Genomic DNA, 25,250 nt, shown 5'->3' on the forward strand with positions numbered 1-25,250 from the left:
CCACGCACACGTAGCACCCCGCCAGGGGCACGGGCCGCCCCCGCGAGAGGGGGACGAGAACCAAGCGCCTCAGGGGGCGGGGAGTTGAACTCCCCGCACCTTGATACCCGCTCGCCGGAGGCTAGTGCGCCGCGGACTCCCAGTTGGGACCGAGGCCCACCGAGACATCCAGCGGCGCCCGCAGGGCCACCGCTCCGGCCATCTCCTGACGGACCAGCGCCTCCGCCGCCTCCGCCTCGCCCGGCGCGATCTCCAGCACGATTTCATCGTGCACCTGAAGCAGCATCCGGGACTTGAGGTCCGCCGCGGTGAGCGCCTTGTCCACGTTCAGCATGGCGATCTTGACGATGTCCGCCGCGGTGCCCTGGATCGGCGCGTTGAGCGCCATCCGCTCGGCCATCTCACGGCGCTGCCGGTTGTCGGAGTTCAGGTCGGGCAGGTACCGGCGGCGCCCGAGCATGGTCTCCGTGTAACCGGTGGCCCGCGCCTCGTCGACCGCCCGCCGCAGATAGTCCCGTACGCCGCCGAACCGCTCGAAGTACGTGTCCATCAGGGCACGCGCCTCACCCGCGTCGATGTTGAGCTGCTGGGACAGGCCGAACGCCGACAGCCCGTACGCGAGGCCGTACGACATGGCCTTGATCTTGCGGCGCATCTCCGCGTCGACCGCGTCGCGGGGCACGCCGAAGACCTGGGAGGCGACGGTCGTGTGGAGGTCCTCGCCGGAGGTGAACGCCTCGATGAGCCCCTCGTCCTCGGACAGATGGGCCATGACGCGCAGCTCGATCTGGCTGTAGTCGGCCGTCATCAGGGACTCGAAGCCCTCGCCGACGACGAAGCCGCGGCGGATGGCGCGGCCCTCGTCGGTGCGGACCGGGATGTTCTGCAGGTTCGGGTCGGTGGAGGACAGGCGGCCGGTCGCGGCGACCGTCTGGTTGAACGTGGTGTGGATGCGGCCGTCCGCGGCGATCGTCTTGATCAGGCCCTCGACGGTGACGCGCAGCTTCGCCTGCTCGCGGTGGCGCAGCATGATCACGGGCAGTTCGTGGTCGGTCTGCGTGGCGAGCCAGGCCAGCGCGTCCGCGTCCGTCGTGTACCCGGTCTTCGTCTTCTTCGTCTTGGGCAGGTCCAGCTCGCCGAAGAAGACCTCCTGGAGCTGCTTGGGCGAGCCGAGGTTGAACTCGTGGCCGACGGAGGCGTGGGCCTCCTTGACCGCCTGCTGCACGGCGCCCGCGAACATCTGCTCCATGGACTCCAGGTGGGCGCGGTCGGCCGCGATGCCGTGCCGCTCCATCCGGGCCAGGAGCACGGACGTGGGCAGCTCGATGTCGGTCAGCAGCTCGGCCGCGCCGACCTCCTTCAGCCGCTCCCCGAACGCCTCACCGAGGTCGAGGACGGCGCGGGCCTGCACCATGAGGGCGTCGGCCTCGGCGCGGTCGTCCTCGTCGGTGCCGAAGGCGAGCTGCCCGTCGGCGGGGCCCGCCGGGGCCAGCTCGCGGCCCAGGTACTCCAGGGACAGCGCGTCCAGCGCGAAGGAGCGGCGGCCGGGCTTGACGAGGTACGCGGCGAGCGCCGTGTCCATGGTGATGCCCTCGACGTGCCAGCCGTGCTCGGCGAAGACCCGCATCACGCCCTTGGCGTTGTGCAGCACCTTCGGCTTGGCCGCGTCGGCGAGCCAGGCGGCGAACGCCTGCTCGTCGGCCTCGTCCAGCGCGGCCGGGTCGAACCAGGCGGCCTGCCCGCCGGCCGCCGCGAGGGCGACCTCGGTGACGGAGCCCGCGCCCAGCGTCCAGGTGTCCACGCTCGCCAGTCCGAGGACCGCGCTGCCGTGCTCGGCGAGCCAGGGCACCAGCTCGCCGGCGCCGAGGACCGTGCCGTCCAGCTCCACGCCGGGCTCGGGGGCGGCCTCCTCGGCGACCTCGGCGCCCGGGTCCACGGCGAACAGGCGCTCGCGCAGCGACGGGTTCCTGATCTCCAGGGTGTCGAGGATCATGGCGATGGCCTTGCGGTCGTACGGCTCGCGCGCGAGGTCGGCGACCGTGCGCGGCAGCTCGACGTCGCGGACCATCTCCGTGAGGCGCCGGTTGAGCTTGACGGCCTCCAGATGCTCCCGCAGGTTCGCCCCGGCCTTGCCCTTGACCTCGTCGACGCGCTCGACCAGTTCGGCGAAGGAGCCGAACTGGTTGATCCACTTCGCGGCGGTCTTCTCGCCGACGCCCGGGATGCCCGGCAGGTTGTCCGACGGGTCGCCGCGCAGGGCCGCGAAGTCGGGGTACTGGGCGGGGGTCAGCCCGTACTTCTCCTGGACCTTCTCCGGGGTGTAGCGGGTCAGCTCGCTGACGCCCTTGGTGGGGTACAGGACCGTCACGTGGTCCGACACGAGCTGGAAGGAGTCGCGGTCACCGGTGACGATCAGGACCTCGAAGCCCTCCGCCTCGGCCTGCGTGGCGAGCGTGGCGATGACGTCGTCGGCCTCGAAACCGTCGACGGCGAAGCGGGGGGTGTGCATCGCGTCGAGCAGTTCGCCGATCAGCTCGACCTGGCCCTTGAACTCGTCCGGGGTCTTGGAGCGGTTCGCCTTGTACTCGGTGAACTCCTGGGAGCGCCAGGTCTTGCGGGAGACGTCGAACGCCACGGCGAAGTGCGTGGGGGCCTCGTCACGCAGGGTGTTCGCCAGCATGGACGTGAAGCCGTAGATCGCGTTCGTCGGCTGGCCCGTCGCCGTCGTGAAGTTCTCCGCGGGCAGCGCGAAGAACGCCCTGTAGGCGAGGGAGTGCCCGTCCATGAGCATCAGGCGGGGCCGGGTCCCTGCCGGGGGCTTGGCCGTGTCCTTCGCCGGGGTCGTCTTCTTCGCCGTCTTCGCTGCGTTCTCTGCCACGTCCCCGATCCTGCCAGACCCCACTGACAACCAGCCCCCACCCACCCCGCCCCGGGTGTCCCCGACGCGGGCCGCCTGTGGGTTGCGCGGGCCTGCCCGTGACCGCCCGCGCAGTTCCCCGCGCCCCTGGGTAGTGGGTGGCTCCGGCCAGTGGGCGACCTCGACTCTCGTCGTGGCTGGTCGCGCAGTTCCCCGCGCCCCTAGGTGGGTGGGTGGCTCTGCCGGTGGGTTTCCTCGACTCTCGTCGTGGCTGGTCGCGCAGTTCCCCGCGCCCCTGGAGGGGCGACTGCGTCGCACCCTCCCCCTGGGGGAAGCGGGAGGGGCGACTTCGTCGCCCGCCCCCGCCGCCGGGAAGCTGGGGCGAAGCCCCGCTTCCCAAAGGGGAAGCTGCACGAAGTGCATGCTTCAGGGGCGCGGGGAACTGCGCGAGAAGCCCCACCCAGCCGCAGACAACCGACAACCCAGGGGCGCGGGGAACTGCGCGGCCAGCCCCCACCCACCCGCAGGTGACCACGCGCGCGTAGTGCCCCGAAAGGGGCGCGGGGAACTGTGCGATCAGCCACCCACCCACCCGCAGGTGAACGACAACCCCAGGGCGCCGCAGAACCCCACCGCCAGCCACCCCGTAGGGAACCGTCCCCGTGGGAAGATCGGAGGCGTACCTCAGACGTACGTTCAAAGGGGAACGCCATGGCCGGCAAGCCACCCGCAACCGACCCGGTCCAAGACGCACCGCAGGTCACCGCCCCGCAACACCACGCCGCGGGCCTCCCCGCAGTAGCCCACACCCTGAAGACGGCACGGGAGCAGATGGGCGTACGCCGCACCGCGCTGACCTTGCTGCGGGTCAACCAGAAGGACGGCTTCGACTGCCCGGGCTGCGCCTGGCCGGAGCCGGAGCACCGGCACGCCGCGGAGTTCTGCGAGAACGGCGCGAAGGCGGTCGCCGAGGAGGCCACCCTGCGCCGGGTCACCCCGGAGTTCTTCGCGGCGCACCCCGTGCCGGACCTGGCGACGCGCTCGGGGTACTGGCTGGGCCAGCAGGGCCGCCTCACGCACCCCATGTACCTCGCGGAGGGTGCCGACCGCTACGAGCCGGTGACCTGGGAGCGGGCGTTCGACATCATCGCCGACGAGCTGACGGCGCTGTCCTCGCCGGACGAGGCGGTGTTCTACACGTCGGGGCGTACGAGCAACGAGGCGGCGTTCCTGTACCAACTGTTCGCCCGCGAGTTCGGGACGAACAACCTGCCGGACTGTTCCAACATGTGCCACGAGTCGTCCGGCTCGGCGCTCACGGAGACGATCGGCGTCGGCAAGGGCAGCGTTCTCCTTGAGGACCTGTACAAGGCGGACCTGATCATCGTCGCCGGCCAGAACCCGGGGACGAACCACCCCCGGATGCTGTCCGCGCTGGAGAAGGCGAAGGCGGGCGGCGCGAAGATCATCTCGGTGAACCCGCTGCCGGAGGCGGGCCTTGAGCGGTTCAAGAACCCGCAGACCCCGAAGGGGCTCACCAAGGGCGCGAGCCTGACCGATCTGTTCCTGCAGATCCGGCTGGGCGGCGACCAGGCCCTGTTCCGGCTGCTCAACAAGATGATCCTGGAGACCGAGGGCGCCACCGACGAGGCGTTCGTCGCGGAGCACACGCACGGCTTCGAGGAGTTCGCGCAGGCGGCCCGCGCCGCCGACTGGGCCGAGACGCTGGAGGCGACGGGCCTGTCGCGGGCGGACATCGCGCGCGCTCTGGAGATGGTGCTGGCGTCGCGGCGCACGGTGGTGTGCTGGGCGATGGGTCTGACGCAGCACAAGCACTCCGTGCCGACGATCCGCGAGGTGGTCAACTTCCTGCTGCTGCGCGGCAACATCGGCCGCCCCGGCGCGGGCGTCTGCCCGGTGCGCGGCCACAGCAACGTGCAGGGCGACCGCACCATGGGCATCTTCGAGCGCCCCGCGCCCGCGTTCCTGGACGCGCTGGAGAAGGAGTTCGGGTTCGCCCCGCCGCGCGAGCACGGTCTCGACGTCGTACGGGCGATCCGCGCGCTGCGGGACGGTGACGCCAAGGTCTTCTTCGCCATGGGCGGCAACTTCGTGTCGGCCTCCCCCGACACGGAGGTCACCGAGGCCGCGATGCGCCGCGCGCGCCTGACCGTGCACGTCTCCACGAAGCTGAACCGCTCGCACACGGTCACCGGGGCCCGCGCCCTGATCCTGCCCACCCTCGGCCGCACCGAGCGCGATGTGCGGAAGAGCGGGGAGCAGTTCGTGACGGTCGAGGACTCGATGGGCATGGTGCACGCCTCGCGCGGACGCCTGGCCCCGGCGAGCCGTCATCTGCTGTCGGAGCCCGCGATCGTGGCCCGCCTCGCGCGCCGGGTCCTGGGTGCCGCCTCGCGCACACCGTGGGAGGAGTTCGAGAACGACTACGCGACCGTACGGGACCGCATCGCGCGCGTAGTGCCAGGTTTCGAGGACTTCAACGCGCGCGTGGCGGAACCCGGCGGGTTCGCGCTGCCGCACGCGCCGCGTGACGAGCGGCGCTTCCCGACGGCGACCGGCAAGGCCAACTTCACGGCCGCCCCCGTCGAGTACCCGCGCGTGCCCGAGGGCCGGCTGCTGCTCCAGACGCTGCGCTCGCACGACCAGTACAACACCACGATCTACGGCCTGGACGACCGCTACCGGGGCATCAAGAACGGCCGCCGGGTCGTCCTCGTCAACGCGGAGGACGCGAAGGAGCTGGCGCTGGCGGACGGCACGTACGTCGATCTGGTCAGCGAGTGGAGCGACGGCGTGGAGCGGCGGGCGCCGGGGTTCCGCGTGGTGCACTACCCGACCGCGCGGGGCTGCGCGGCGGCGTACTACCCGGAGACGAACGTGCTGGTGCCGCTGGACGCGACGGCGGACACCAGCAACACCCCCGCGAGCAAGTCCGTGGTGGTCCGCCTGGAACAATCGGGGACCGACTGAGCGTTCGCTCAGGCGACGCGCGGCCGGTGTGCGGCCGGTGTGCGCGTCTCGCGCGCGTCCGGGACGACCGGCGCGCGTGACCTTTCGGACCAGTTACGACGGACGGAGCCGAGCCCCATGGGCGAGCACAACCACGTGAAGTTCCCGCAAGAGGTCCTCGACGAGTACGCGTCGCTCGGCGTGGACCTGCCCGCCCTGTTCTCCGCCGGGGACCTCGGCACCCGGATGGGCGTCGAGATCAAGGAGGCGTCGGCGGAGCGCGTCGTCGGCACGATGCCGGTCGAGGGCAACACGCAGCCGTACGGCCTGCTGCACGGCGGCGCCTCCGCGGTCCTCGCCGAGACCCTGGGCTCGGTCGGCTCGATGCTGCACGGCGGCCCGGCCAAGAGCGCGGTCGGCGTCGACCTGAACTGCACGCACCACAGGGGCGCCCGTTCGGGCCTGGTCACCGGCGTCGCCACGCCCGTCCACCGGGGCCGCTCCACGGCGACGTACGAGATCGTCATCACGGACGAGCGGGACAAGCGGGTCTGCACGGCCCGCCTGACCTGCATGCTGAAGGACGCCCCCGCCCCGGACACCACCGCCTCCTAACGTCCCGGCCCGCCCCGAAGCGGCTCCCTCGGGCCCGTGCCCGCCCCCTCGCCCTCCCCGCATCCGGCGCGGCCGCGACGGACCGGCGGGCGGGCACGAGGGAGCCGCCCGCCGGTACCCCCGCCGCAGCACCCCCACCGCGGCGCCCCGAGGGCCCCGGCGCTCCCCCGCCCGACACGCTCAGTCGTGAATCCCCGCGTCCGCGCGAGCGGTTCGGCGCGCCGCCGCCCCCACGCCATCGCCTCCTGCCCGCCCTGGGCCCCCCGCCCGCTGCAGGCACCACCACCGCCCTCGCGCTCGCCCTGCGCCCCTCCCCCGCCCCGCACGAGCCGCCGCCCCGGCCGAAGCCTTCTCCCCGCGCTAGCCGAAACCGGAACGAAGAACGACCCCTTCCGGTTCACCGTCCGCGTCCGCGAAGCCACGCCCGTGACCCTGCGTCAGATCGTGACACCGACACCAGAGTTGGGCGCGACAACGACACCCGCGCCGCCACTGACGGTGAGCGCGCAGACCCCCGCGCGAGGTCACCGTACAGCTCGCCGTGTGCGCCCGTCCGGGCCCGCCGCACGGCATCGACGTACCGCATCCGGACGGCTCGTCGCACGACGGGCGGACCCGTCGACGGGACGCCTTCCTGCTCGGCGCCGCGTTCGCCGCCGCCCGACAGGAGTTCCCCCGGGCCGACTACGGACCCGCTCCGCCGCCGGAGTCAACCACGCGTGCACGTAACACTCAGTTACCTCTGGAGCGGTGAAGCAATCCACGCCCCGCGCGACCGCCTCCACGCCCTCGTCACACCTCACACACCCTCGGCGCGCGGGCCCGCGACGGGGGCCCTGTAAGGAGCATGATCCACTCAAGTTCCTTAGCGGAACTGCGAGTTCTCGCTATGTGAACAACTGGATGGTGACCGCATACGTCCCAATCGTCCGCACTGCGCCCACCCGAACCAGCCCCGGCATAACAAGAGCGTCACAGCCTGCCCTCCGCAGGTCCCCCACTCCCCCACCTGCGCTTATAGTCACGGCCAGTCACCGCGCCGCCGGGCGCGTCCATTGCACGGCCCCTGTACCACCAGTACGGCCCGGCGAGACTCACGGCCCCCATCCCGGGAGCCGCGCCAGGGAGAGGAATGATCGTGCGACACCGTTCTCTGCTCGTTCTCACCACCGTGCTCACCACCGGAGCACTCACGCTCACCGCCTGCGGATCGCGCGACAAAGGCGACGGCGGCGACAAGGGCGGTGGCAGCAACACCACCGTCGTGATCGGCGTCGACGCCCCTCTGACCGGCCAGAACTCGGCCACCGGCCTCGGCATCAAGTCCGGCGTGGAGATCGCCGTCAAGGACGCCAACGCCAAGAAGCTCGTCCCGGGCGTCACCTTCAAGACCGTGGCCCTGGACGACAAGGCGCTGCCGCCGACCGGCCAGCAGAACGCCTCGCAGCTCGTCGCCAACAAGGACGTCCTCGGCGTCGTCGGCCCGCTCAACTCCGGTGTCGCGCAGACCATGCAGAAGGTCTTCGCCTCCGCGAACCTCGCCGAGATCTCGCCCTCGAACACGGCCCCCGAGCTGACGCAGGGCAAGAACTGGGTGTCGGGCACGAAGACGCGCCCGTTCAAGACGTACTTCCGCACCGCGATCACGGACGAGGTGCAGGGCGGCTTCGCGGCCGACTACGTCTACAAGACGCTCAAGAAGAAGAAGGTCTTCGTCGTCGACGACAAGCAGACCTACGGCGCGGGCCTCGCCGGTATCTTCGGCAAGAAGTACAAGGAGGCCGGCGGCAAGGTCGTCGGCACCGACCACGTCAACGTGGGCGACAAGGACTTCGCCACCCTCGTCACCAAGATCAAGAACTCGGGTGCCGAACTGCTCTACTACGGCGGCCAGTACGACGAGTCGCAGGTCCTCACCAAGCAGCTCAAGGACGCCGGCGCGAAGATCCCGCTCATGGGCGGCGACGGCATGTTCACCCCGACCTACATCAAGACCGCCGGCAAGGCCGCCGAGGGCGACCTCGTCACCTCCGTCGGCGTCCCGGTGGACACCCTGCCGGCCGCCAAGGAGTTCATCCAGAAGTACAAGTCCGGTGGCTACAAGGGTGACTACGGCACCTACGGCGGCTACTCCTACGACGCCGCCACGGCCATCATCAAGGCCATCGGCAACGTGGTGAAGGACGGCAAGGTCCCCGCCGACGCCCGCCAGAAGGTCGTCGACGAGCTCCAGAAGATCGACTTCGAGGGCATCGCCGGCCCGGTCGGCTTCGACGAGTACGGCGACACGAAGAACAAGCAGCTCACCCTGTACCAAGCCACCAAGGGTGAGTGGAAGTCCGTCAAGACCGGTACGTACAACGCGAGCTGACGCAGCAGCACACCGCACCACCCAGGGCCGCGCGGCCACGACGACCCGTCACCGCGCGGCCCGATCTCTCTCCCCAGTCACTCTCCGCACCCACATGGAGGCCATGCGGTGCACACTCTGCCGCAACAGCTGGCCAACGGGCTGATTCTCGGCTCGATGTACGGGCTGATCGCCATCGGCTACACGATGGTGTACGGCATCGTCCAGCTCATCAACTTCGCCCACGGCGAGATCTTCATGACGGGCGGCTTCGGCGCCCTCACCGTCTATCTCGTCCTGCCCGCCGGCACATCCATGTGGATTGCCCTCCCCCTCATGCTGATCGGCGGTGGCCTGGTGGCCGTCCTGATCGCCGTGGGAGCGGAACGATTCGCCTACCGGCCGCTCAGAGGCGCGCCACGCCTCGCGCCGCTCATCACCGCCATCGGCCTCTCCCTCGCGCTCCAGCAGGCCGTCTTCAACTGGTACCCCGAGGCGGACAACGCGCGTAAGTTCCCGCAGTTGCCGGGCGGTCCGTTCAACATCACCGACAGTCTGAAGATCCAGTCCGGTGAGCTGTTCGTGCTCATAGCCGCGCCCCTGTGCATGGGAGCGCTCGCGTTCTTCGTCCGCACCTCGCGCACCGGCCGCGCCATGCAGGCCACCGCGCAGGACCCGGACACCGCCCAGCTCATGGGCATCGACACCAACCGGATCATCGTCATCGCCTTCGCCATCGGTGGCTTCTTCGCCGCCGTCGCCGGCATCGCGTGGGGCTTCCGCGTCGGCAGCGTCAACTACGACATGGGATTCGTCGCCGGCCTCAAGGCGTTCACCGCGGCCGTCCTCGGCGGCATCGGCAATATCTACGGCGCGATGCTCGGCGGGCTCGTCCTCGGTCTCGCCGAGGGGCTCGCCACCGCCTACATCGCGGACATCCCCGGGATGGACCAGTTCGGCGGCCAGGGCTGGGCGGCCGTGTGGGCGTTCATCCTCCTCATCCTCGTCCTCCTCTTCAGACCACAAGGTCTGCTCGGCGAACGCGTCGCGGACAGGGCGTGAGCACCATGACCGACACCACCAAGGACCGCGGGGCCGGCACCGGGACCACACAAGGCACACCTGTCATCCCGCTGCCCGCAGGCGCCGCCCGCGTCGCCGTCACCGCGGGCGCCGTCGCCACCATCGCCTCCACGATGCTGGCCTGGACCTGGACCTCGGCCTTCCCCGGCGACCTCACGGTCGCCGCGTACCCGGCCGGGCTCCAGCTCCTCACCCTGACCGGCGGCGTCCTGACCCTGCTGTACTCCCTCACCCTGTGGGACGTACGGGGGCTGCGCTGGCTGAACCCGGCGCGCGCGGTCGGTCCCGTCTTCCTCACGGCCCTCGCCGCGTTCGCCGTCACCTGGTACACGGTCCTCGCCATCACCATCGAGCTGGGCGGCCTCGCCAACCTCGAACCCGGCGGTTTCGTCGCGGCCGTCGCCTCCCTCGTCCCGCTCCTCGGCGCCCTCGCGCTGCCGCGTCCTGGCGAGACCTGGAAGTCGTACTTCGCCAAGGCGAGCGCCATCCCGCGCCCGGCCGCCGTGGCGCCCTGGGCCGAGCGCGTCATCATCACCCTCGCGCTCGCCCTCGGCCTGATCGTGTTCACGTACGGCATCGGCACGCCCGACGACGAGTACGGCGAGACGTTCTCCGGGTTCGGGCTGCTCGTGCTGTTCGGCGCGTGGGCCCTCTTCTCGGCCGGTCTGACCGACCGGTTCTCCGCACTCAACGCCCGTCACAAGGGGTTCGCCACCTCGATGGCCTTCCTCGCGGCGGCCGTCTTCCCCTTCACGCAGTCCGAGGACCACAACGCCAACATCGGCGTCAACATCCTCATCTTCGCCACCGTCGCCCTCGGCCTGAACATCGTCGTCGGCCTCACCGGCCTCCTCGACCTCGGGTACGTGGCCTTCCTCGGCGTCGGCGCCTACGCGGCGGCGCTGGTGTCCGGCTCGGAGTACTCGCGCTTCTCCGGCACCCAACTGCCGTTCTGGGGCGCTGTCCTGGTCGGCATGGGCGCCTCGCTCGTCTTCGGCGTCCTGATCGGCGCGCCGACGCTGCGGCTGCGCGGCGACTATCTGGCGATCGTCACCCTCGGCTTCGGTGAGATCTTCCGTATCGCCGTCAACAACCTCGACGGCTCCTCAGGACCCGACATCACCAACGGGCCCAACGGCATCGCCAACATCCCGGACCTGGAAATCTTCGGGTTCAACTTCGGCGAGGCGCACGTCATCGGCTCGTTCACGCTCGGCCGGTTCGCCAACTACTTCCTGCTGATGCTGCTGTTCACGGCCGTCGTCGTGCTCGTCTTCACGCGGGCCGCCGACTCCCGTATCGGCCGGTCCTGGGTCGCCATCCGCGAGGACGAGACCGCCGCGACCGCCATGGGCATCAACGGCTTCCGCGTGAAGCTCATCGCGTTCGCGCTCGGCGCGGCGCTCGCGGGCCTCGCGGGCACGGTCAGCGCGCACGTCAGCTACTCCGTGGTGCCGACCCCGTACCAGTTCGCCGGGGCCGCGCCGCCCAACTCGGCGTTCCTGCTGGCCGCCGTCGTCCTCGGGGGCATGGGCACGGTCAGCGGGCCGCTGCTCGGCGCGAGCCTGCTCTATCTGATCCCGGAGAAGCTGAGCTTCCTCAAGAACTACGAGCTGCTCGCGTTCGGCATCGCCCTCGTGCTCCTGATGCGGTTCCGTCCGGAGGGCATCATCGCCAACCGGCGCCGCCAGTTGGAGTTCCACGAGACCGGCCAGCTCGACATCCCCGAACAACAGAGCCTGCCCGAAGGCACCATCGGCGCCACCAAGGCGACCAAGGCAGGGGCGTGACCATCATGACGAACACCGTGCTGGAAGCCAGCAACGTCACCATGCGCTTCGGCGGCCTCACCGCCGTGCGCTCCGTCGACCTCACCGTCGGCGAGGGCGAGATCGTGGGGCTCATCGGCCCCAACGGCGCGGGCAAGACCACCTTCTTCAACTGCCTCACCGGCCTCTACACCCCCACCGAGGGCAAGGTCAGCTACAAGGGCGCGGTCCTGCCGCCCCGCCCGCACCTCGTCACGCAGGCCGGCATGGCCCGTACGTTCCAGAACATCCGCCTGTTCGCCAATATGACGGTTCTGGAGAACGTGCTGGTGGGGCGGCACACGCGGACCAAGGAAGGGCTCTGGTCGGCGCTGCTGCGCGGCCCCGGCTTCAAGAAGGCGGAGGCCGCGTCCGAGGCCCGCGCGATGGAACTGCTCGACTTCATCGGGCTGTCCCACAAGCGCGACCACCTCGCCCGCAGCCTGCCCTACGGCGAGCAGCGCAAGCTGGAGATCGCCCGCGCCCTCGCCAGCGAGCCGGGACTCCTGCTCCTCGACGAGCCCACCGCCGGCATGAACCCGCAGGAGACCCGCGCCACCGAGGAACTGGTCTTCGCCATCCGTGACATGGGCATCGCCGTCCTCGTCATCGAGCACGACATGCGGTTCATCTTCAACCTGTGCGACCGGGTCGCCGTGCTCGTCCAGGGCGAGAAGCTCGTCGAGGGCACGAGCGAGGTCGTCCAGGGCGACGAGCGCGTCGTCGCCGCCTACCTCGGCACCCCCTTCGAGGGCGCTCCCGAGGACGCCGCGCTCAGCGACGTCGAGGCCGCCGAAGCCCACGCCGCGGAAGGGGAGAGCAAGTGAGCCCGCTGCTCGAAGTCGAGGACCTCAAGGTCGCCTACGGCAAGATCGAAGCCGTCAAGGGCATCTCCTTCACCGTCGAGGAGGGCCAGGTCGTCACGCTCATCGGCACCAACGGCGCCGGCAAGACGACGACCCTGCGCACCCTGTCGGGCCTGCTCAAGCCGCTCAGCGGCAAGATCAGTTTCAACGGGCAGCCGCTCAACGGCGTCCCCGCGCACAGAATCGTCGCCATGGGCCTGGCCCACTCCCCCGAGGGCCGGCGGATCTTCCCGCGCCTGTCCATCGCGGAGAACCTCCAGCTCGGAGCGTTTCTGCGCAAGGACGGCGCGGGCATCGAGCAGGACATCCAGCGTGCCTACGAGCTGTTCCCCATCCTCGGGGAGCGCCGAAAGCAGGCGGCGGGCACGCTGTCCGGCGGTGAGCAGCAGATGCTCGCCATGGGCCGCGCCCTGATGTCCCGGCCCAAGCTGCTCATGCTCGACGAGCCCTCGATGGGCCTCTCCCCGATCATGATGCAGAAGATCATGGCGACGATCGCGGAGCTGAAGTCGCAGGGCACGACCATCCTCCTGGTCGAGCAGAACGCGCAGGCCGCGCTCTCCCTCGCCGATCAGGGACACGTCATGGAGGTCGGCTCCATCGCCCTCTCCGGCACCGGCCAGGAACTCCTGCACGACGAGTCCGTCCGCAAGGCGTACCTGGGCGAGGACTGACCACCGGCTCGCGCCACGTCAAGGGCGGTCGTACGTAAAGGCCCGCACCCGGAAATCCCCGGGCGCGGGCCTTCACGTACGAAGGAAGCATTTACGTACGGAGGGAGAATTCACGTACGACGAGAGAAGAGGAAAGGCGTATCAGCCCTTGGACGCCTTCTTCTCCTCGGCGTCCTGGATGACGGCCTCGGCGACCTGCTGCATGGACAGGCGGCGGTCCATGGACGTCTTCTGGATCCAGCGGAACGCGGCCGGCTCGGTCAGGCCGTACTCGGTCTGGAGCACGGACTTCGCGCGGTCCACGAGCTTGCGGGTCTCCAGGCGCTGGGTGAGGTCGGCGACCTCCTGCTCCAGGGTCTTCAGCTCGGTGAACCGTGAGACGGCCATCTCGATCGCCGGGACGACATCGCTCTTGCTGAACGGCTTCACCAGGTACGCCATCGCGCCCGCGTCCCTGGCCCGCTCGACGAGGTCGCGCTGCGAGAACGCGGTGAGCATGAGCACCGGCGCGATCGACTCCTCGGCGATCTTCTCCGCCGCGCTGATGCCGTCGAGCTTCGGCATCTTCACGTCCAGGATCACGAGGTCCGGCTTGTGCTCGCGAGCCAGCTCGATCGCCTGCTCACCGTCGCCGGCCTCGCCCACGACGGTGTAGCCCTCTTCCTCCAGCATCTCTTTGAGGTCGAGACGGATCAGGGCCTCGTCCTCGGCGATGACGACACGGGTCGTCAGCGGCGGGACGTGCGACTTGTCGTCGTCGGCGGCGTCTACGGGCTGGGGCGACTCGGGGCCGGTCACGGGGGCGCTCCTTGGATATGCAGGGCGGGGGTACTGCTGACAAGAGCCTACCTAGCTGCGATATGGTGGTGCGCCAAGGGGTGCTCGCGCCCCTTGGACATGAAGGCCCCAGTACTCCAACTGGTCAGAGAGGCCGCTCTCAAACAGCGGACAGTGTGGGTTCGAATCCCACCTGGGGCACTTTTCCTTGGTTTCCAAGGCGCCATGTCGACGCGTGAGGTGTACCGCGTCTCCCCCCTATTCCCCTTACGAAGAAGCGGATGCTCCCGCCAGGTGAGCATCCGCTTTCGCGCTGAATGGGCCTCAGTCCTGCTTCGGGCTGTCGTCCTCGCCGATGTGGTGCACGCGGACGAGGTTCGTCGAGCCGGAGACACCGGGCGGGGAGCCCGCCGTGATCACCACGACGTCACCCTTCTCGCACCGGCCGATCCGCAGGAGCTGCTCGTCCACCTGGGCGACCATGGCGTCCGTGGAGTCGACGTGCGGGCCGAGGAACGTCTCCACGCCCCACGTCAGATTGAGCTGCGAGCGCGTCGCCGGGTCGGGCGTGAAGGCCAGCAGCGGGATCGGCGAGCGGTAGCGGCTCAGGCGCTTCACCGTGTCGCCGGACTGCGTGAACGCGACGAGGAACTTCGCGCCCAGGAAGTCGCCCATCTCCGCGGCGGCCCGCGCGACAGCCCCGCCCTGCGTGCGCGGCTTGTTCCGCTCGGTCAGCGGCGGCAGCCCCTTGGCGAGGATGTCCTCCTCGGCGGCCTCCACGATGCGGCCCATCGTGCGGACCGTCTCGACGGGGTAGCTGCCGACGCTCGTCTCGCCGGAGAGCATGACCGCGTCGGTGCCGTCGATGACCGCGTTGGCCACGTCGCTGGCCTCGGCGCGGGTGGGGCGCGAGTTGTCGATCATGGAGTCCAGCATCTGCGTGGCCACGATGACCGGCTTCGCGTTGCGCTTGGCGAGCTTGATGGCGCGCTTCTGCACGATCGGCACCTGTTCGAGCGGCATCTCGACGCCCAGGTCGCCGCGCGCCACCATGATCCCGTCGAACGCGGCGACGATGTCCTCGATGTTCTCCACGGCCTGCGGCTTCTCGACCTTGGCGATGACGGGCAGGCGGCGCCCCTCCTCGTCCATGATCCGGTGGACGTCCTCGATGTCGCGGCCGGTGCGCACGAAGGACAGCGCGATGATGTCGGCGCCGATGCGCAGAGCCCAGCGCAGGTCCGCCTCGTCCTTCTCGGAGAGCGCGGGCACGGAGACGGCGACGCCCGGCAGGTTGAGGCCCTTGTGGTCGGAGACCATGCCGCCTTCGAGGACGGTGGTGCGCACCTGCGGGCCGTCCACGGAGGTGACCCGCAGGCCGACCTTGCCGTCGTCGACGAGGATGCGCTCACCGGCCGTCACATCGCCGGCGAGGCCCTCATAGGTGGTGCCGCAGCGGTGCCGGTCGCCCTCGACGCCCGGTTCGACGGTGATGGTGAACTCGTCGCCCCGCTCCAGCAGGACGGGGCCTTCGCTGAAGCGGCCGAGGCGGATCTTGGGGCCCTGGAGGTCGGCCAGCACACCGACGCTGCGGCCCGTCTCCTCCGCGGCCTTGCGGACCCGGTGATAGCGCTCCTCGTGCTCGGCGTAGGTGCCGTGACTGAGGTTGAAGCGGGCGACGTCCATCCCGGCCTCGACGAGGGCTTTGATCTGCTCGTACGAGTCGGTGGCGGGGCCCAGGGTACAGACGATCTTTGCTCGGCGCATGCTTCGACCCTAGGCCCTACCCACCGGTAGTGGACGGGATGTCGATGACGACTCAACAACCTTTGCGTGAAGGGGTATTGACATTCCGCATGACGTTATGAATCTGCGCGCAGGGCCGCTCTGATGAGCGTCCCGGAAGGGCCCGCGCCGGCTGCCGGTCACCGGATCGCAACGTGCGGGGGGTGTTGCGCCGCCGCCCCGCTGGGCCAGAATCTACGCGCGTTGCCGTGGCCGTTCCCCCAGCCGGCCGACCCGCGCGTTCATTCCCGTATCACCGCAGTCATCCGTACAGGAGCGTCTCCATGCCGTTGAACCGCAGATCCTTTCTGGGCAAGTCCGCCGCGACGGGGGCCGGTGTCGCGTTGACCGGCGCCGCCGTCGCGCCGTCGGCGCAGGCCGCGCCGGGCGCTTCGCAGCAGGGCGGCGGGGCGCACAAGCGGTACGCGTTCACGGTCCTCGGCACGACGGACCTGCACGGCCACGTCTTCAACTGGGACTACTACAAGGACGCGGAGTACAAGGACGCGGCGGGCAACGCGCAGGGCCTCGCCCGGATCTCGACGCTGGTCAAGCGCGTGCGGGAGGAGAAGGGGCGGCACAACACGCTGCTCATCGACGCGGGCGACACGATCCAGGGCACGCCGCTGACGTACTACTTCGCGCGCGTGGACCCCATCACGGCGGCGAACGGCCCGGTGCACCCGATGGCCCAGGCGATGAACGCGATCGGCTACGACGCCGCCGCGCTCGGCAACCACGAGTTCAACTACGGCATCGACACGCTCCGCAAGTTCGAGTCGCAGCTCGACTTCCCGCTGCTCGGCGCGAACGCCGTGGACGCGAAGACGGAGAAGCCCGCGTTCCGCCCGTACGTGATGAAGTCGCTGCGCACGCCGCACGGCCGGGACGTGAAGGTCGCCGTCCTCGGCCTGACCAACCCCGGCATCGCCATCTGGGACAAGGCGTACGTGCAGGGCGTGTTGAAGTTCCCCGGCCTGGAGGAGCAGGCCGCGCTGTGGGTGCCGAAGCTGCGCTCGATGGGCGCGGACGTGGTCATCGTGTCGGCGCACTCGGGTGCCTCGGGCACCTCGTCGTGGGGCGACCAGCTCCCGTACGTGGAGAACGCGGCGGCGGAGGTCGCGCGCAAGGTGCCCGGCATCGACGCGATCCTCGTCGGTCACGCGCATGTGGAGATCGCGCAGCAGAAGGTCGTCAACGAGAAGACCGGCCGCGAGGTCGTCCTCGCCGAACCGCTCTGCTACGCCGAGCGGCTGGCGCAGTTCGACTTCGAGCTGGAGTGGAACAAGGGCCGCTGGTCGGTCGTCTCGGTGGCGTCGAAGCTGCTCGACTCGGCGACCGTGGCGGACGACCCGAAGATCACGCGGCTGCTGGCCGCCGACCACGCGCTCGTCGTGAAGTACGTGAACCAGGTGGTGGGGCGCGCGACGACGACGCTGACGACGGTGGACGCCCGGTACAAGGACGCGCCGATCATCGACCTGATCAACAAGGTGCAGTCGGATGTGGTGGCGAACGCCCTGAAGTCGACGCAGTACGCGTCGCTCCCGGTGCTCTCGCAGGCGTCGCCGTTCTCCCGGACCTCGCAGATCCCCGCGGGCGACGTGACGATCCGGGACCTGTCGGGCCTGTACGTGTACGACAACACGCTGGTCGCCAAGTTGATGACGGGCGCGCAGATGCGGGCCTACCTGGAGTACTCGGCGCAGTACTTCGTGCAGACCGCGGCGGGCGCGCCGGTGGACGTCGACAAACTGACGAACGCGAACAACCGGCCGGACTACAACTACGACTACGTGTCGGGCCTTTCGTACGACATCGACATCGCGCAGCCGGCCGGGTCGCGGATCAAGAACCTGCGGTTCCAGGGCGCGGCGCTGGACGACAAGGCGCAGTTCGTGTTCGCGGTGAACAACTACCGGGCGAACGGCGGCGGCGCGTTCCCGTTCGTCGCGTCGGCGCAGGAGCTGTGGTCGGAGTCGATCGAGATCCGGACGCGGATCGCGGAGTGGGTGACGGCGAAGGGCGTCCTCGACCCGGCCGACTTCGCGTCCGTGGACTGGAAGCTGACGCGGGACGGGACGCCGGTCTTCTCCTGACCCGCCCGTGACCGGCCGCCGCGCGCGGTGGCCGGTCAGTCCTGGAGCTGTACGAGAGTGCCGCGCCTCGCGTGCCCTTCGGGGGCGCCCGGGGCGCGGTGGCCGTCGGGGGCGCCGAGCCCGAAGGTGGTGAACGCGGTCCGCTCGGGCTGCGGGTAGGGGTTCTTGCCGGTGAGGGAGTTGAGGATGGTGGCGCTGCGCCAGGCGGCGAGCCCGAGGTCGGGCGCGCCGACGCCGTGCGTGTGCCGCTCCGCGTTCTGTACGTAGATGTGGCGCTCGGGGTGGTTCGCGGCGCCGTCGAGGACGAGCCGGTGATGCGCGTCGACGCGGGGGCGGCCGGAGCTGTCGCGCAGCAGGTAGGGGTCGAGCCCGGCGAGGAGTTCGCCGAGGGGGCGTTCGCGGTAGCCGGTGGCGAGGACGACGGCGTCGGTCGTGAGCCGGGAGCGGGTGCCCTGACCGCGGTGTTCGAGGTGGAGTTCGACGCGGGTGGAGGCGACGCGGCCGGCGGTACGGACGTGGACGCCGGGGGTGAGAGTGGCGTCGGGCCAGCCGCCGTGGAGGGAGCGCCGGTACAGCTCGTCGTGGATGGCGGCGATGGTGTCGGCGTCGATGCCCTTGTGCAACTGCCACTGGGCGGGCACGAGCCGGTCGCGCTCGGCTTCGGGCAGGGCGTGGAAGTAGCGGGTGTAGTCGGGCGTGAAGTGTTCGAGGCCGAGCTTGCTGTACTCCATGGGCGCGAACGCCTCGGTGCGGGCGAGCCAGTGGATCCGCTCGCGTCCGGCGGGGCGGGCGCGCAGCAGGTCGAGGAAGATCTCGGCGCCGGACTGACCGCCGCCGATGACGGTGATGTGCCCGGCCTCCAGGAGCTGTGCGCGGTGCGCGAGGTAGTCGGCGGAGTGCAGTACGGGGACGCCTGCCGCGTCGGCGAGGGGCCTGAGCGGCTCGGGGACGTGGGGTTCGGTGCCGACGCCGAGGGCGATGTTCTTGGTGTAGGTGCGGCCGAGCGCCTCGGCTTCGCCGTCGGTGTCGAGCTGGGTGTGGTCGACTTCGAACAGGGCGCGGTCCGCGTTCCACCGGACGGCGTCGACCTGGTGGCGGAAGTGGAGGCCGGGCAGGTGCTCGCTGACCCAGCGGCAGTACGCGTCGTACTCGGCGCGCTGGATGTGGAAGCGCTCGGCGAAGTAGAACGGGAAGAGGCGCCCGAGGGACTTGAGGTAGTTGAGGAACGTCCAGTCGCTCGCCGGGTCCGCGAGGGTCACGAGGTCGGCGAGGAACGGCACTTGGAGCGTCGCGCCCTCGATGAGCAGCCCGGGGTGCCAGTGGAAGGCGGGGCGCTGGTCGTAGAAGACCGCGTCGAGTTCGGCCAGGGGCTGGGCGAGCGCGGCGAGGGAGAGGTTGAAGGGGCCGATGCCGATGCCGACGAGGTCGCGGGGCGCGTCGTCGGGCCGGGAGGTGGGACGGGGCGCGGGTACGGCGGTCATCGGGGGGTGTGTCCTTCCACCAGGTCCAGCAGGGCGGCGAGGTCGTCGGGGGTGGCGTGCGGGTTGAGCAGGGTGGCCTTGAGCCAGAGCCGGCCGTCGGGCATGCGCGCGCGGCCGAGGACGGCGCGGCCCTCGGTGAGCAGGTCGCGGCGGATCGCGGCGACGGCGGTGTCGTCGGCGCCGGCGGGCCGGAAGAGGACGGTGGTGAGGGTGGGGGTGTCGTGGAGGTCGAGCCCGGGGCGGGCGACGATCAGGCGCGCGAGGTGGCGGGCGAGCGCCATGACCTGGTCCACGAGCGCGCCGACCCCGCTGCGGCCGAGCGCCTGGAGCGTGACGGCGATCTTGAGGATGTCGGGGCGGCGGGTGGTGCGCAGGGAGCGGCCGAGGAGGTCGGGCAGTCCGGCCTCGGTGTCGTCGTCGGCGTTCAGATAGTCGGCGGTGTGGCCGAGGGGCGCGGTGTCGGCTCCGTCCCGCACCGCGAGGAGTCCGGCGGCGACGGGCTGCCAGCCGAGCTTGTGCAGGTCGAGGGCGACGGTGTGGGCGCGGTCGAGTCCGGCTACGAGGGGGCGGTGGCGGTCGCTGAAGAGCAGGCCCGCGCCGTAGGCGGCGTCGACGTGGAGGCGGGCGCCGTGGTGCTCGGCGATGTCGGCCAGCTCGGGCAGCGGGTCGATGAGGCCCGCGTCGGTGGTGCCGGCGGTGGCGGCGACGAGCTTGGGGCCCGGCAGGTCGGTGAGGGCCTCGTCGAGCGCGGCCGGGTCGAGGGTGCCGGTGGGCGCGGGCAGCGTCAGCGGCTCGGGCAGGCCGAGGAGCCAGGCGGCGCGGGCGAGGCTGTGGTGGGCGTTCTCCCCGACGAGCAGGCGTAACGGCTCGGGGTGGCGGGCGCTTTCGCGGGCGAGGAGGACGGCGAGCTGATTGGCCTCGGTGCCGCCGGTGGTGACGAGGGCGTCCGGCGCGGGTGCCTCCGGGTAGGCGAGGCGGGCCAGGCGGGCGGTGAGGGCGGCTTCCAGGGCGGAGGCGGCGGGGGCCTGGTCCCAGGAGTCCATCGACGGGTTCAGCGCGGCGGCGGCGAGGTCGGCGGCGGTGGCGACGGCCAGCGGGGGGCAGTGCAGATGGGCGGCGCACAGGGGGTCGGCGGGGTCGGCGGCGCCGCTCGTGACGGCGGCGACCAGGGTGCGCAGGGCCTCTTCGGCGCCGGTGCCGTGGGCAGGGAGCGGATCGCCGGTCGCTTCGCGCAGACGGGCGGCGACCTCGTCCGGGCCGCCCGGGGGCAGCGGGCCCCCTCGGTCCTTGGCGCCGGTGCGGAGGGCTTCCAGGACGGTGTCGAGCAGCGGCCGCAGGGCGTCCGGCCCGTCCGGTCCTCCGGCCAGCGGCGGAAAGGTGCTCATGGGGGGGCGCCTTCTTCTTCACGGGGTTCTGCTACGGGGGTTCTGGAAACGGGAGTTCTGGAAACGGCCCCAGTCTTCGCCCGGCGCACCCCAAACGCCGCCCCTTCCCCCGAAGAGGACCCGAAAGGGGGACGGGCGGGGGGAGTTCGGGGGGCGGGTGCGGTATAGCGGGGGCGCGTCCGGCTGGGGGGGGCGGGTTGTTTGGGCGCGGGTCCGCCGTGGTTGCTCGCGCAGTTCCCCGCGCCCCTGAGCGGGGCGGTAGCGAACGGGAGTTCACACGGGCGCGTGCGACGAGGGCGGCGCTGAGACGGGCCCGATCAAGCCCCTCCGGCGATTGAGGAGCCGGGGGCCGGGGCGGGAGCCCCCGGGGGTGCGCTGCCCAGCGCGGGTACGTCGTGGTTGCTCGCGCAGTTCCCCGCGCCCCTGAGCGGGGCGGTGGCGGGAGGGACTTATCAAGCCCCTCCGGCGATTGAGGAGCGGGGGCCGGGGCGGAGCCCCTGGGGGTTCGCTCGGCCCCGGGCGGCAATAGGGTCACCCGGGGCCGGGCACGGGGCCGTTCGTCAGAGGTCCCCGCGGACCTTCAACGCCCGAGCCAGATCATCCAGCTGATCCACAAGCTTGCGCCGCAACGCCGGAGTCACATCCCCCTCGGAGAGACACCGCTCACCCTGCCGAAGCGTCCCGACCCCAACGGCGGTCACCGGAAACGCATAACGCCCGGCGGCAGCCGCAAGCGCCGGCCCCCGCCGCTCGGCAAGCCCGGTGACCTCGGAGAAGTACCGTTCGACATACCCCCGCAACAACTCCCCCTGCTCAGGCTGCCAGAACCCCTGCGCGGTAGCGGTGAACAGGTAGTTGGACAGCTCCCTGTCCGCGTCGTCCGTGAACATCGCCTCCCACGCCTCCGCCTTGGCCTGCGGATCCGGCAACGACGCCCGGCACCGCGCCGCACCCTCCTGCCCGGTGGCGCTCGGGTCGTGCAACAGCTCCGCCTCGATGACCGCGTCGTCCACCGCCCCGAGCACGCTCATCCGGCCGAGGACCCGCCACCGCAGCTCGGGGTCGAGGTCGGGTCCGCCGGGCACGCTGCCGTTGTCGTACCAGCCGCGGATGACGTCGGCGTGCTGCGCGGCGTCGATGAGGTGCCGTACGGCGACGAGCCGCAGCCCGGGCTGCTCGCCGTCCTCGGTGCGGCGCACGATCTCCTCGCACACGCCGGTGATCAGGGCGAGCGCGGCGGGCCGGTCCTCGGGCCTGCTGTGGAGGTCCGCGACCTGGGTGCGCGCGAAGGCCAGGACGCCCTGCACGAGGGCGAGATCACGCTCGTACGGCAGATGCGTCTCGACGGCGCGCAAGTATGTGCCGGGGTCGAGCTGTCCGTCGCGGACCATGTCGCGCAGCGCGTTCCACACGACGGTGCGGGTGAGGGCGTCGGGCAGGCCCGAGATGCCGCGCAGGACGGCTTCCTCGCTGAGCGCGTCGAGGCGGACCTTGGCGTACGTGAGGTCCTGGTCGTTGGGGACGACGAGGGCGGGCCGGGGGCCGTGGAACGTGAGCGGTTCGCCGGGCACGTCGACATCGAGGCGCTCGCGGAGCACGAAGGCCCGGCTGTCGGAGGGGTCGCGGTCGTAGAGGCCGACGGCGATCCGGTGCGGGCGGCCGCCCTGCTGCTCGACGGTAAGGGTCCAGTCCGTGTCGCTCTCGCGGACGCGCGCGGTGAGCGTGTCGACGCCGGTGGTGCCGAGCCAGGCGCCGGCCCAGGCGTGGACGTCGCGGTCGGTGCTTGAGGCGAGGGAGTCGATGAAGTCGGCGAGGGTCGCGTTGCCGAAGCGGTGGCGCTTGAAGTGGGTGTTGATGCCGGCGAGGAAGTCCTTCTCGCCGAGCCAGGTGACGAGCTGGCGCAGCGCGGAGGCGCCCTTGGCGTAGGAGATGCCGTCGAAGTTGAGCAGGGCGGAGGCGGTGTCGGGGACGGCCTCGGGCGCGACGGGGTGGGTGGAGGGACGCTGGTCGGCGTCGTAGCCCCAGGTCTTGCGGGCGACACCGAAGTCGACCCAGGTCTCGGTGAAGCGGGTCGCCTCGGTGAGCGTCTGGTAGCCCATGTACTCGGCGAAGGACTCGTTCAGCCAGATGTCGTCCCACCACTTGAGGGTGACGAGGTCGCCGAACCACATGTGCGCCATCTCGTGGGCGATGACCATGGCGCGGGTCTGCCGCTCGGTGTCGGTGACGGCGGAGCGGTAGACGAACTCGTCGCGGAAGGTGACGAGTCCGGGGTTCTCCATGGCGCCCGCGTTGAACTCGGGCACGAAGGCCTGGTCGTAGGAGTCGAACGGGTAGGGCTCGGTGAACTTCTCGTGGTAGCGGTCGAAGCACGCGCGCGTGGCGTCGAGGATCTCGTCGGCGTCGGCGTCGAGGTACGCGGCGAGGGAGCGGCGGCAGTGCAGCGCGAAGGGCAGGCCGCGGTGCTCGGTGCGGATCGAGTGCCAGGGCCCGGCGGCGACGGCGACGAGGTACGTGGACAGCGGCGGGGTGGTGGCGGCGCGCCAGGTGCCGTCGCCGAGGTGCTCGGTGACGCCGTTGGCGAGGACGGTCCAGCCTGCGGGGGCGTGGACGGTCAGGTCGAAGACGGCCTTGAGGTCGGGCTGGTCGAAGGCGGCGAAGACGCGCTGTACGTCCTCCATGAACAACTGCGTGTACGTGTACGTCTCGCCGTCGGTCGGGTCGGTGAAGCGGTGCATGCCCTCGCCGGTGTGCGAGTAGCGCATGGCGGCTTCCACGATCAGCTCGTGGGGGCCTTCGGTGAGGGTCAGCGCCAGCCGGTTCTCATCGAGGCCGGCCGGGTCGAGGGGCTGCCCGTCGAGCGTGACGGAGCGCAGGTGGGCGGGCTTCAGCTCGACGAAGGTCGCTCCGGCGGCGCGGGCGGTGAAGCTGATCGCGGTGCGGGAGTCGAACGTGTCGTCTCCGCGGTCCAGGTCGAGGTCGACGGTGTACCGCTGGACGTCGAGGAACTGGGCTCGGGTCTGCGCTTCGTCGCGCGTCAGTACGGGCATGGCCCCATGCTGCCCGATGCCACTGACAACGGGACAGTGCGGGCCGGTCGATGGGGGCGTGCGGGGCCCCGGGAGGTGTCCCGCGGCCCGCGTCTCACGTGTCGGCGGGGGTGGAGGCGGCTTCCGCGATCTGCTCGTGGTGGCGGATCACCTCGCTGATGATGAAGTTGAGGAACTTCTCCGCGAACGCCGGGTCGAGCTTGGCGTTCTCGGCGAGCTGGCGCAGCCGCTCGATCTGGCGGGCCTCGCGCGCGGGGTCGGCGGGCGGCAGCGCGTGCCGCGCCTTGAGGTGTCCGACCTGCTGGGTGCATTTGAAGCGCTCGGCGAGCATGTGGACGACGGCCGCGTCGATGTTGTCGATGCTGTCGCGCAGCCGGCCGAGTTCGGCGCGCACGGCCGGGTCGACTTCCTGGGGCTTGCTGGTGGTCATGGCCGTTCACCCTACGTGGAGCATGGGCGGGTCGTCGGGGTCGGGGATCTTGTCGGACCAGCCGCCGGGCACGGCGCGGCCCTGCTGCTCGCGGAAGCGGACGGGCGCGGTGCCGACGCGGCGGGTGAACAGGCGGGAGAAGTAGGCGGGGTCGTCGTAGCCGACGCGGCGGGCGACGGCGGCGACGGGCAGTTCGGTGGCGGCGAGGAGTTCCTTGGCGCGGCCGAGGCGGATGCCGAGGAGATAGTCCTTGGGGCTGCATCCGGCGCCGCGGCGGACGGCGGTGCGCAGTTCGGCCGGGGTCATGCCGTGGCGGGCGGCGTGCTCGGCGACGGACAGCGGCTGGAAGGCGTCGCGGGCGAGGGCCTGGAGGACGGGGTCGCCGTCGGGGGCCATGTCGGCGCGGGCGCGGCGCAGGGCGACGAGCAGTTCGTGGACGGCGGCGCCGGTCTCGACGTCGAGGAGGGGGTTGCCCCGGCGTGCGGCGCGGGCGATGCGTCCGACGGCGGCGCGGGCGGGCGCGGCGTCGGACAGCGGGACGACGGGCCGGTCGGGCTCTATGTAGCCGAGTTCGGTGTACGTGGTGGTGGCGGGCCCGGTGAAGTCGACGAAGCACTCGTCCCAGCCGGTGCCGGGGTCGGGCCCGTAGTGGTGCGGGACGCCGGGGGTGAGCCAGAGCAGGGCGGGGGCGGTGATGGTGGTGCGGCGCCCGTCGGGGCCCTGGAACCAGCCGCCGCCCGCGCTGACGACGACGGCGACGTGGTGGTCGAGGGTGCGCGGGCCGACCGTGGGCAGCAGCCCGTGCTGGAGTCCGACGCCGAGGCAGACGAGCCCGAGGCGGTGGTGGACCGGGCTGGGTGTGAAGTACCGCATCCAGGTGTGGTACGTGGACATATGTCCCCTCCCGTGGTGTTTCTTCGTGCCGTCCCCGTCCAACACCAGCCGATCTTTGTCCATGGACCCCGCCGCCCGCCAGAGGTGAGGGTGGCGACCGGTGGGCACCGCCCCGACCAGGCGAAA

16 protein-coding genes and 1 tRNA gene are annotated in these 25,250 nt (G+C 71.0%); 9 read left to right on the top strand and 8 right to left on the bottom strand.

Annotation, left to right across the window (positions count from 1 at the left end; genetic code table 11):
* Nucleotides 1-121: 121 nt before the first annotated feature.
* A complete protein-coding gene (polA, locus tag ACZ7LY_RS11230) occupies nucleotides 122-2,791 on the bottom strand; it encodes a DNA polymerase I (RefSeq protein WP_471624451.1) in 2,670 nt (889 codons plus the stop codon).
* A 777-nt stretch (nucleotides 2,792-3,568) separates the two neighbouring features.
* Here polA and ACZ7LY_RS11235 point away from each other — a divergent pair.
* The 7 genes from ACZ7LY_RS11235 (at nucleotide 3,569) to ACZ7LY_RS11265 (ending at nucleotide 13,223) form a co-directional block, all read left to right on the top strand.
* A complete protein-coding gene (locus ACZ7LY_RS11235; protein WP_471624269.1) occupies nucleotides 3,569-5,848 on the top strand; it encodes an FdhF/YdeP family oxidoreductase in 2,280 nt (759 codons plus the stop codon).
* A 117-nt stretch (nucleotides 5,849-5,965) separates the two neighbouring features.
* The gene (locus ACZ7LY_RS11240) at nucleotides 5,966-6,442 is read left to right on the top strand and encodes a PaaI family thioesterase (RefSeq protein ID WP_471624270.1); all 477 of its coding nucleotides are present in this window, start codon (nucleotides 5,966-5,968) and stop codon (nucleotides 6,440-6,442) included.
* 1,132 nt (nucleotides 6,443-7,574) lie between these two features.
* Nucleotides 7,575-8,813, top strand: coding sequence for a branched-chain amino acid ABC transporter substrate-binding protein (locus ACZ7LY_RS11245; protein WP_471624271.1), 1,239 nt, complete (start codon nucleotides 7,575-7,577; stop codon nucleotides 8,811-8,813).
* A gap of 108 nt (nucleotides 8,814-8,921) precedes the next feature.
* A complete protein-coding gene (locus ACZ7LY_RS11250) occupies nucleotides 8,922-9,854 on the top strand; it encodes a branched-chain amino acid ABC transporter permease (RefSeq protein ID WP_471624272.1) in 933 nt (310 codons plus the stop codon).
* On the top strand, nucleotides 9,851-11,665 hold the full coding sequence (locus tag ACZ7LY_RS11255) for a branched-chain amino acid ABC transporter permease (protein ID WP_471624273.1): 1,815 nt from the start codon (nucleotides 9,851-9,853) through the stop codon (nucleotides 11,663-11,665). Before ACZ7LY_RS11250 ends, ACZ7LY_RS11255 begins: the two co-directional genes overlap by 4 nt.
* Before the next feature lie 5 nt (nucleotides 11,666-11,670).
* A complete protein-coding gene (locus ACZ7LY_RS11260; protein ID WP_471624452.1) occupies nucleotides 11,671-12,510 on the top strand; it encodes an ABC transporter ATP-binding protein in 840 nt (279 codons plus the stop codon).
* Complete coding sequence (locus ACZ7LY_RS11265; protein ID WP_471624274.1) at nucleotides 12,507-13,223, top strand: ABC transporter ATP-binding protein; 717 nt, start codon at nucleotides 12,507-12,509, stop codon at nucleotides 13,221-13,223. The genes ACZ7LY_RS11260 and ACZ7LY_RS11265 overlap by 4 nt, the downstream gene beginning before the upstream one ends.
* Before the next feature lie 141 nt (nucleotides 13,224-13,364).
* Here ACZ7LY_RS11265 and ACZ7LY_RS11270 read toward each other — a convergent pair whose 3' ends face one another.
* Nucleotides 13,365-14,021, bottom strand: coding sequence for an ANTAR domain-containing response regulator (locus ACZ7LY_RS11270; RefSeq protein ID WP_471624275.1), 657 nt, complete (start codon nucleotides 14,019-14,021; stop codon nucleotides 13,365-13,367).
* 105 nt (nucleotides 14,022-14,126) lie between these two features.
* Here ACZ7LY_RS11270 and ACZ7LY_RS11275 point away from each other — a divergent pair.
* Nucleotides 14,127-14,201 (top strand) — tRNA-Leu (locus ACZ7LY_RS11275).
* Between the two features lie 123 nt (nucleotides 14,202-14,324).
* On the opposite strand, the gene pyk is transcribed toward ACZ7LY_RS11275, so the two are convergent.
* The gene (gene pyk / locus ACZ7LY_RS11280) at nucleotides 14,325-15,767 is read right to left on the bottom strand and encodes a pyruvate kinase (RefSeq protein ID WP_471624276.1); all 1,443 of its coding nucleotides are present in this window, start codon (nucleotides 15,765-15,767) and stop codon (nucleotides 14,325-14,327) included.
* A gap of 302 nt (nucleotides 15,768-16,069) precedes the next feature.
* Between pyk and ACZ7LY_RS11285 the strand changes: the two genes are divergently transcribed.
* Complete coding sequence (locus tag ACZ7LY_RS11285; RefSeq protein ID WP_471624277.1) at nucleotides 16,070-17,884, top strand: bifunctional metallophosphatase/5'-nucleotidase; 1,815 nt, start codon at nucleotides 16,070-16,072, stop codon at nucleotides 17,882-17,884.
* Between the two features lie 35 nt (nucleotides 17,885-17,919).
* Here the strand turns inward: ACZ7LY_RS11285 and ACZ7LY_RS11290 are convergent, their stop codons facing one another.
* From ACZ7LY_RS11290 to ACZ7LY_RS11310, 5 genes are all read right to left on the bottom strand, one after another.
* Nucleotides 17,920-19,365, bottom strand: coding sequence for a lysine N(6)-hydroxylase/L-ornithine N(5)-oxygenase family protein (locus ACZ7LY_RS11290; protein WP_471624278.1), 1,446 nt, complete (start codon nucleotides 19,363-19,365; stop codon nucleotides 17,920-17,922).
* Entirely contained in the window at nucleotides 19,362-20,750 is a 1,389-nt protein-coding gene (locus tag ACZ7LY_RS11295) for a pyridoxal phosphate-dependent decarboxylase family protein (RefSeq protein WP_471624279.1), read from the bottom strand. Before ACZ7LY_RS11295 ends, ACZ7LY_RS11290 begins: the two co-directional genes overlap by 4 nt.
* Before the next feature lie 560 nt (nucleotides 20,751-21,310).
* Nucleotides 21,311-23,800 carry an aminopeptidase N gene (gene pepN, locus ACZ7LY_RS11300; protein WP_471624280.1) on the bottom strand — a complete coding sequence of 830 codons (2,490 nt, stop codon included), beginning with the start codon at nucleotides 23,798-23,800 and terminating at the stop codon, nucleotides 21,311-21,313.
* A gap of 94 nt (nucleotides 23,801-23,894) precedes the next feature.
* Nucleotides 23,895-24,230: a chorismate mutase gene (locus tag ACZ7LY_RS11305; protein WP_471624281.1), complete on the bottom strand. Its 336-nt coding sequence runs from the start codon at nucleotides 24,228-24,230 to the stop codon at nucleotides 23,895-23,897.
* Between the two features lie 6 nt (nucleotides 24,231-24,236).
* A complete protein-coding gene (locus ACZ7LY_RS11310) occupies nucleotides 24,237-25,124 on the bottom strand; it encodes a helix-turn-helix domain-containing protein (RefSeq protein WP_471624282.1) in 888 nt (295 codons plus the stop codon).
* Nucleotides 25,125-25,250: the final 126 nt, after the last annotated feature.

Source organism: Streptomyces sp. NPDC107550, assembly GCF_055639095.1.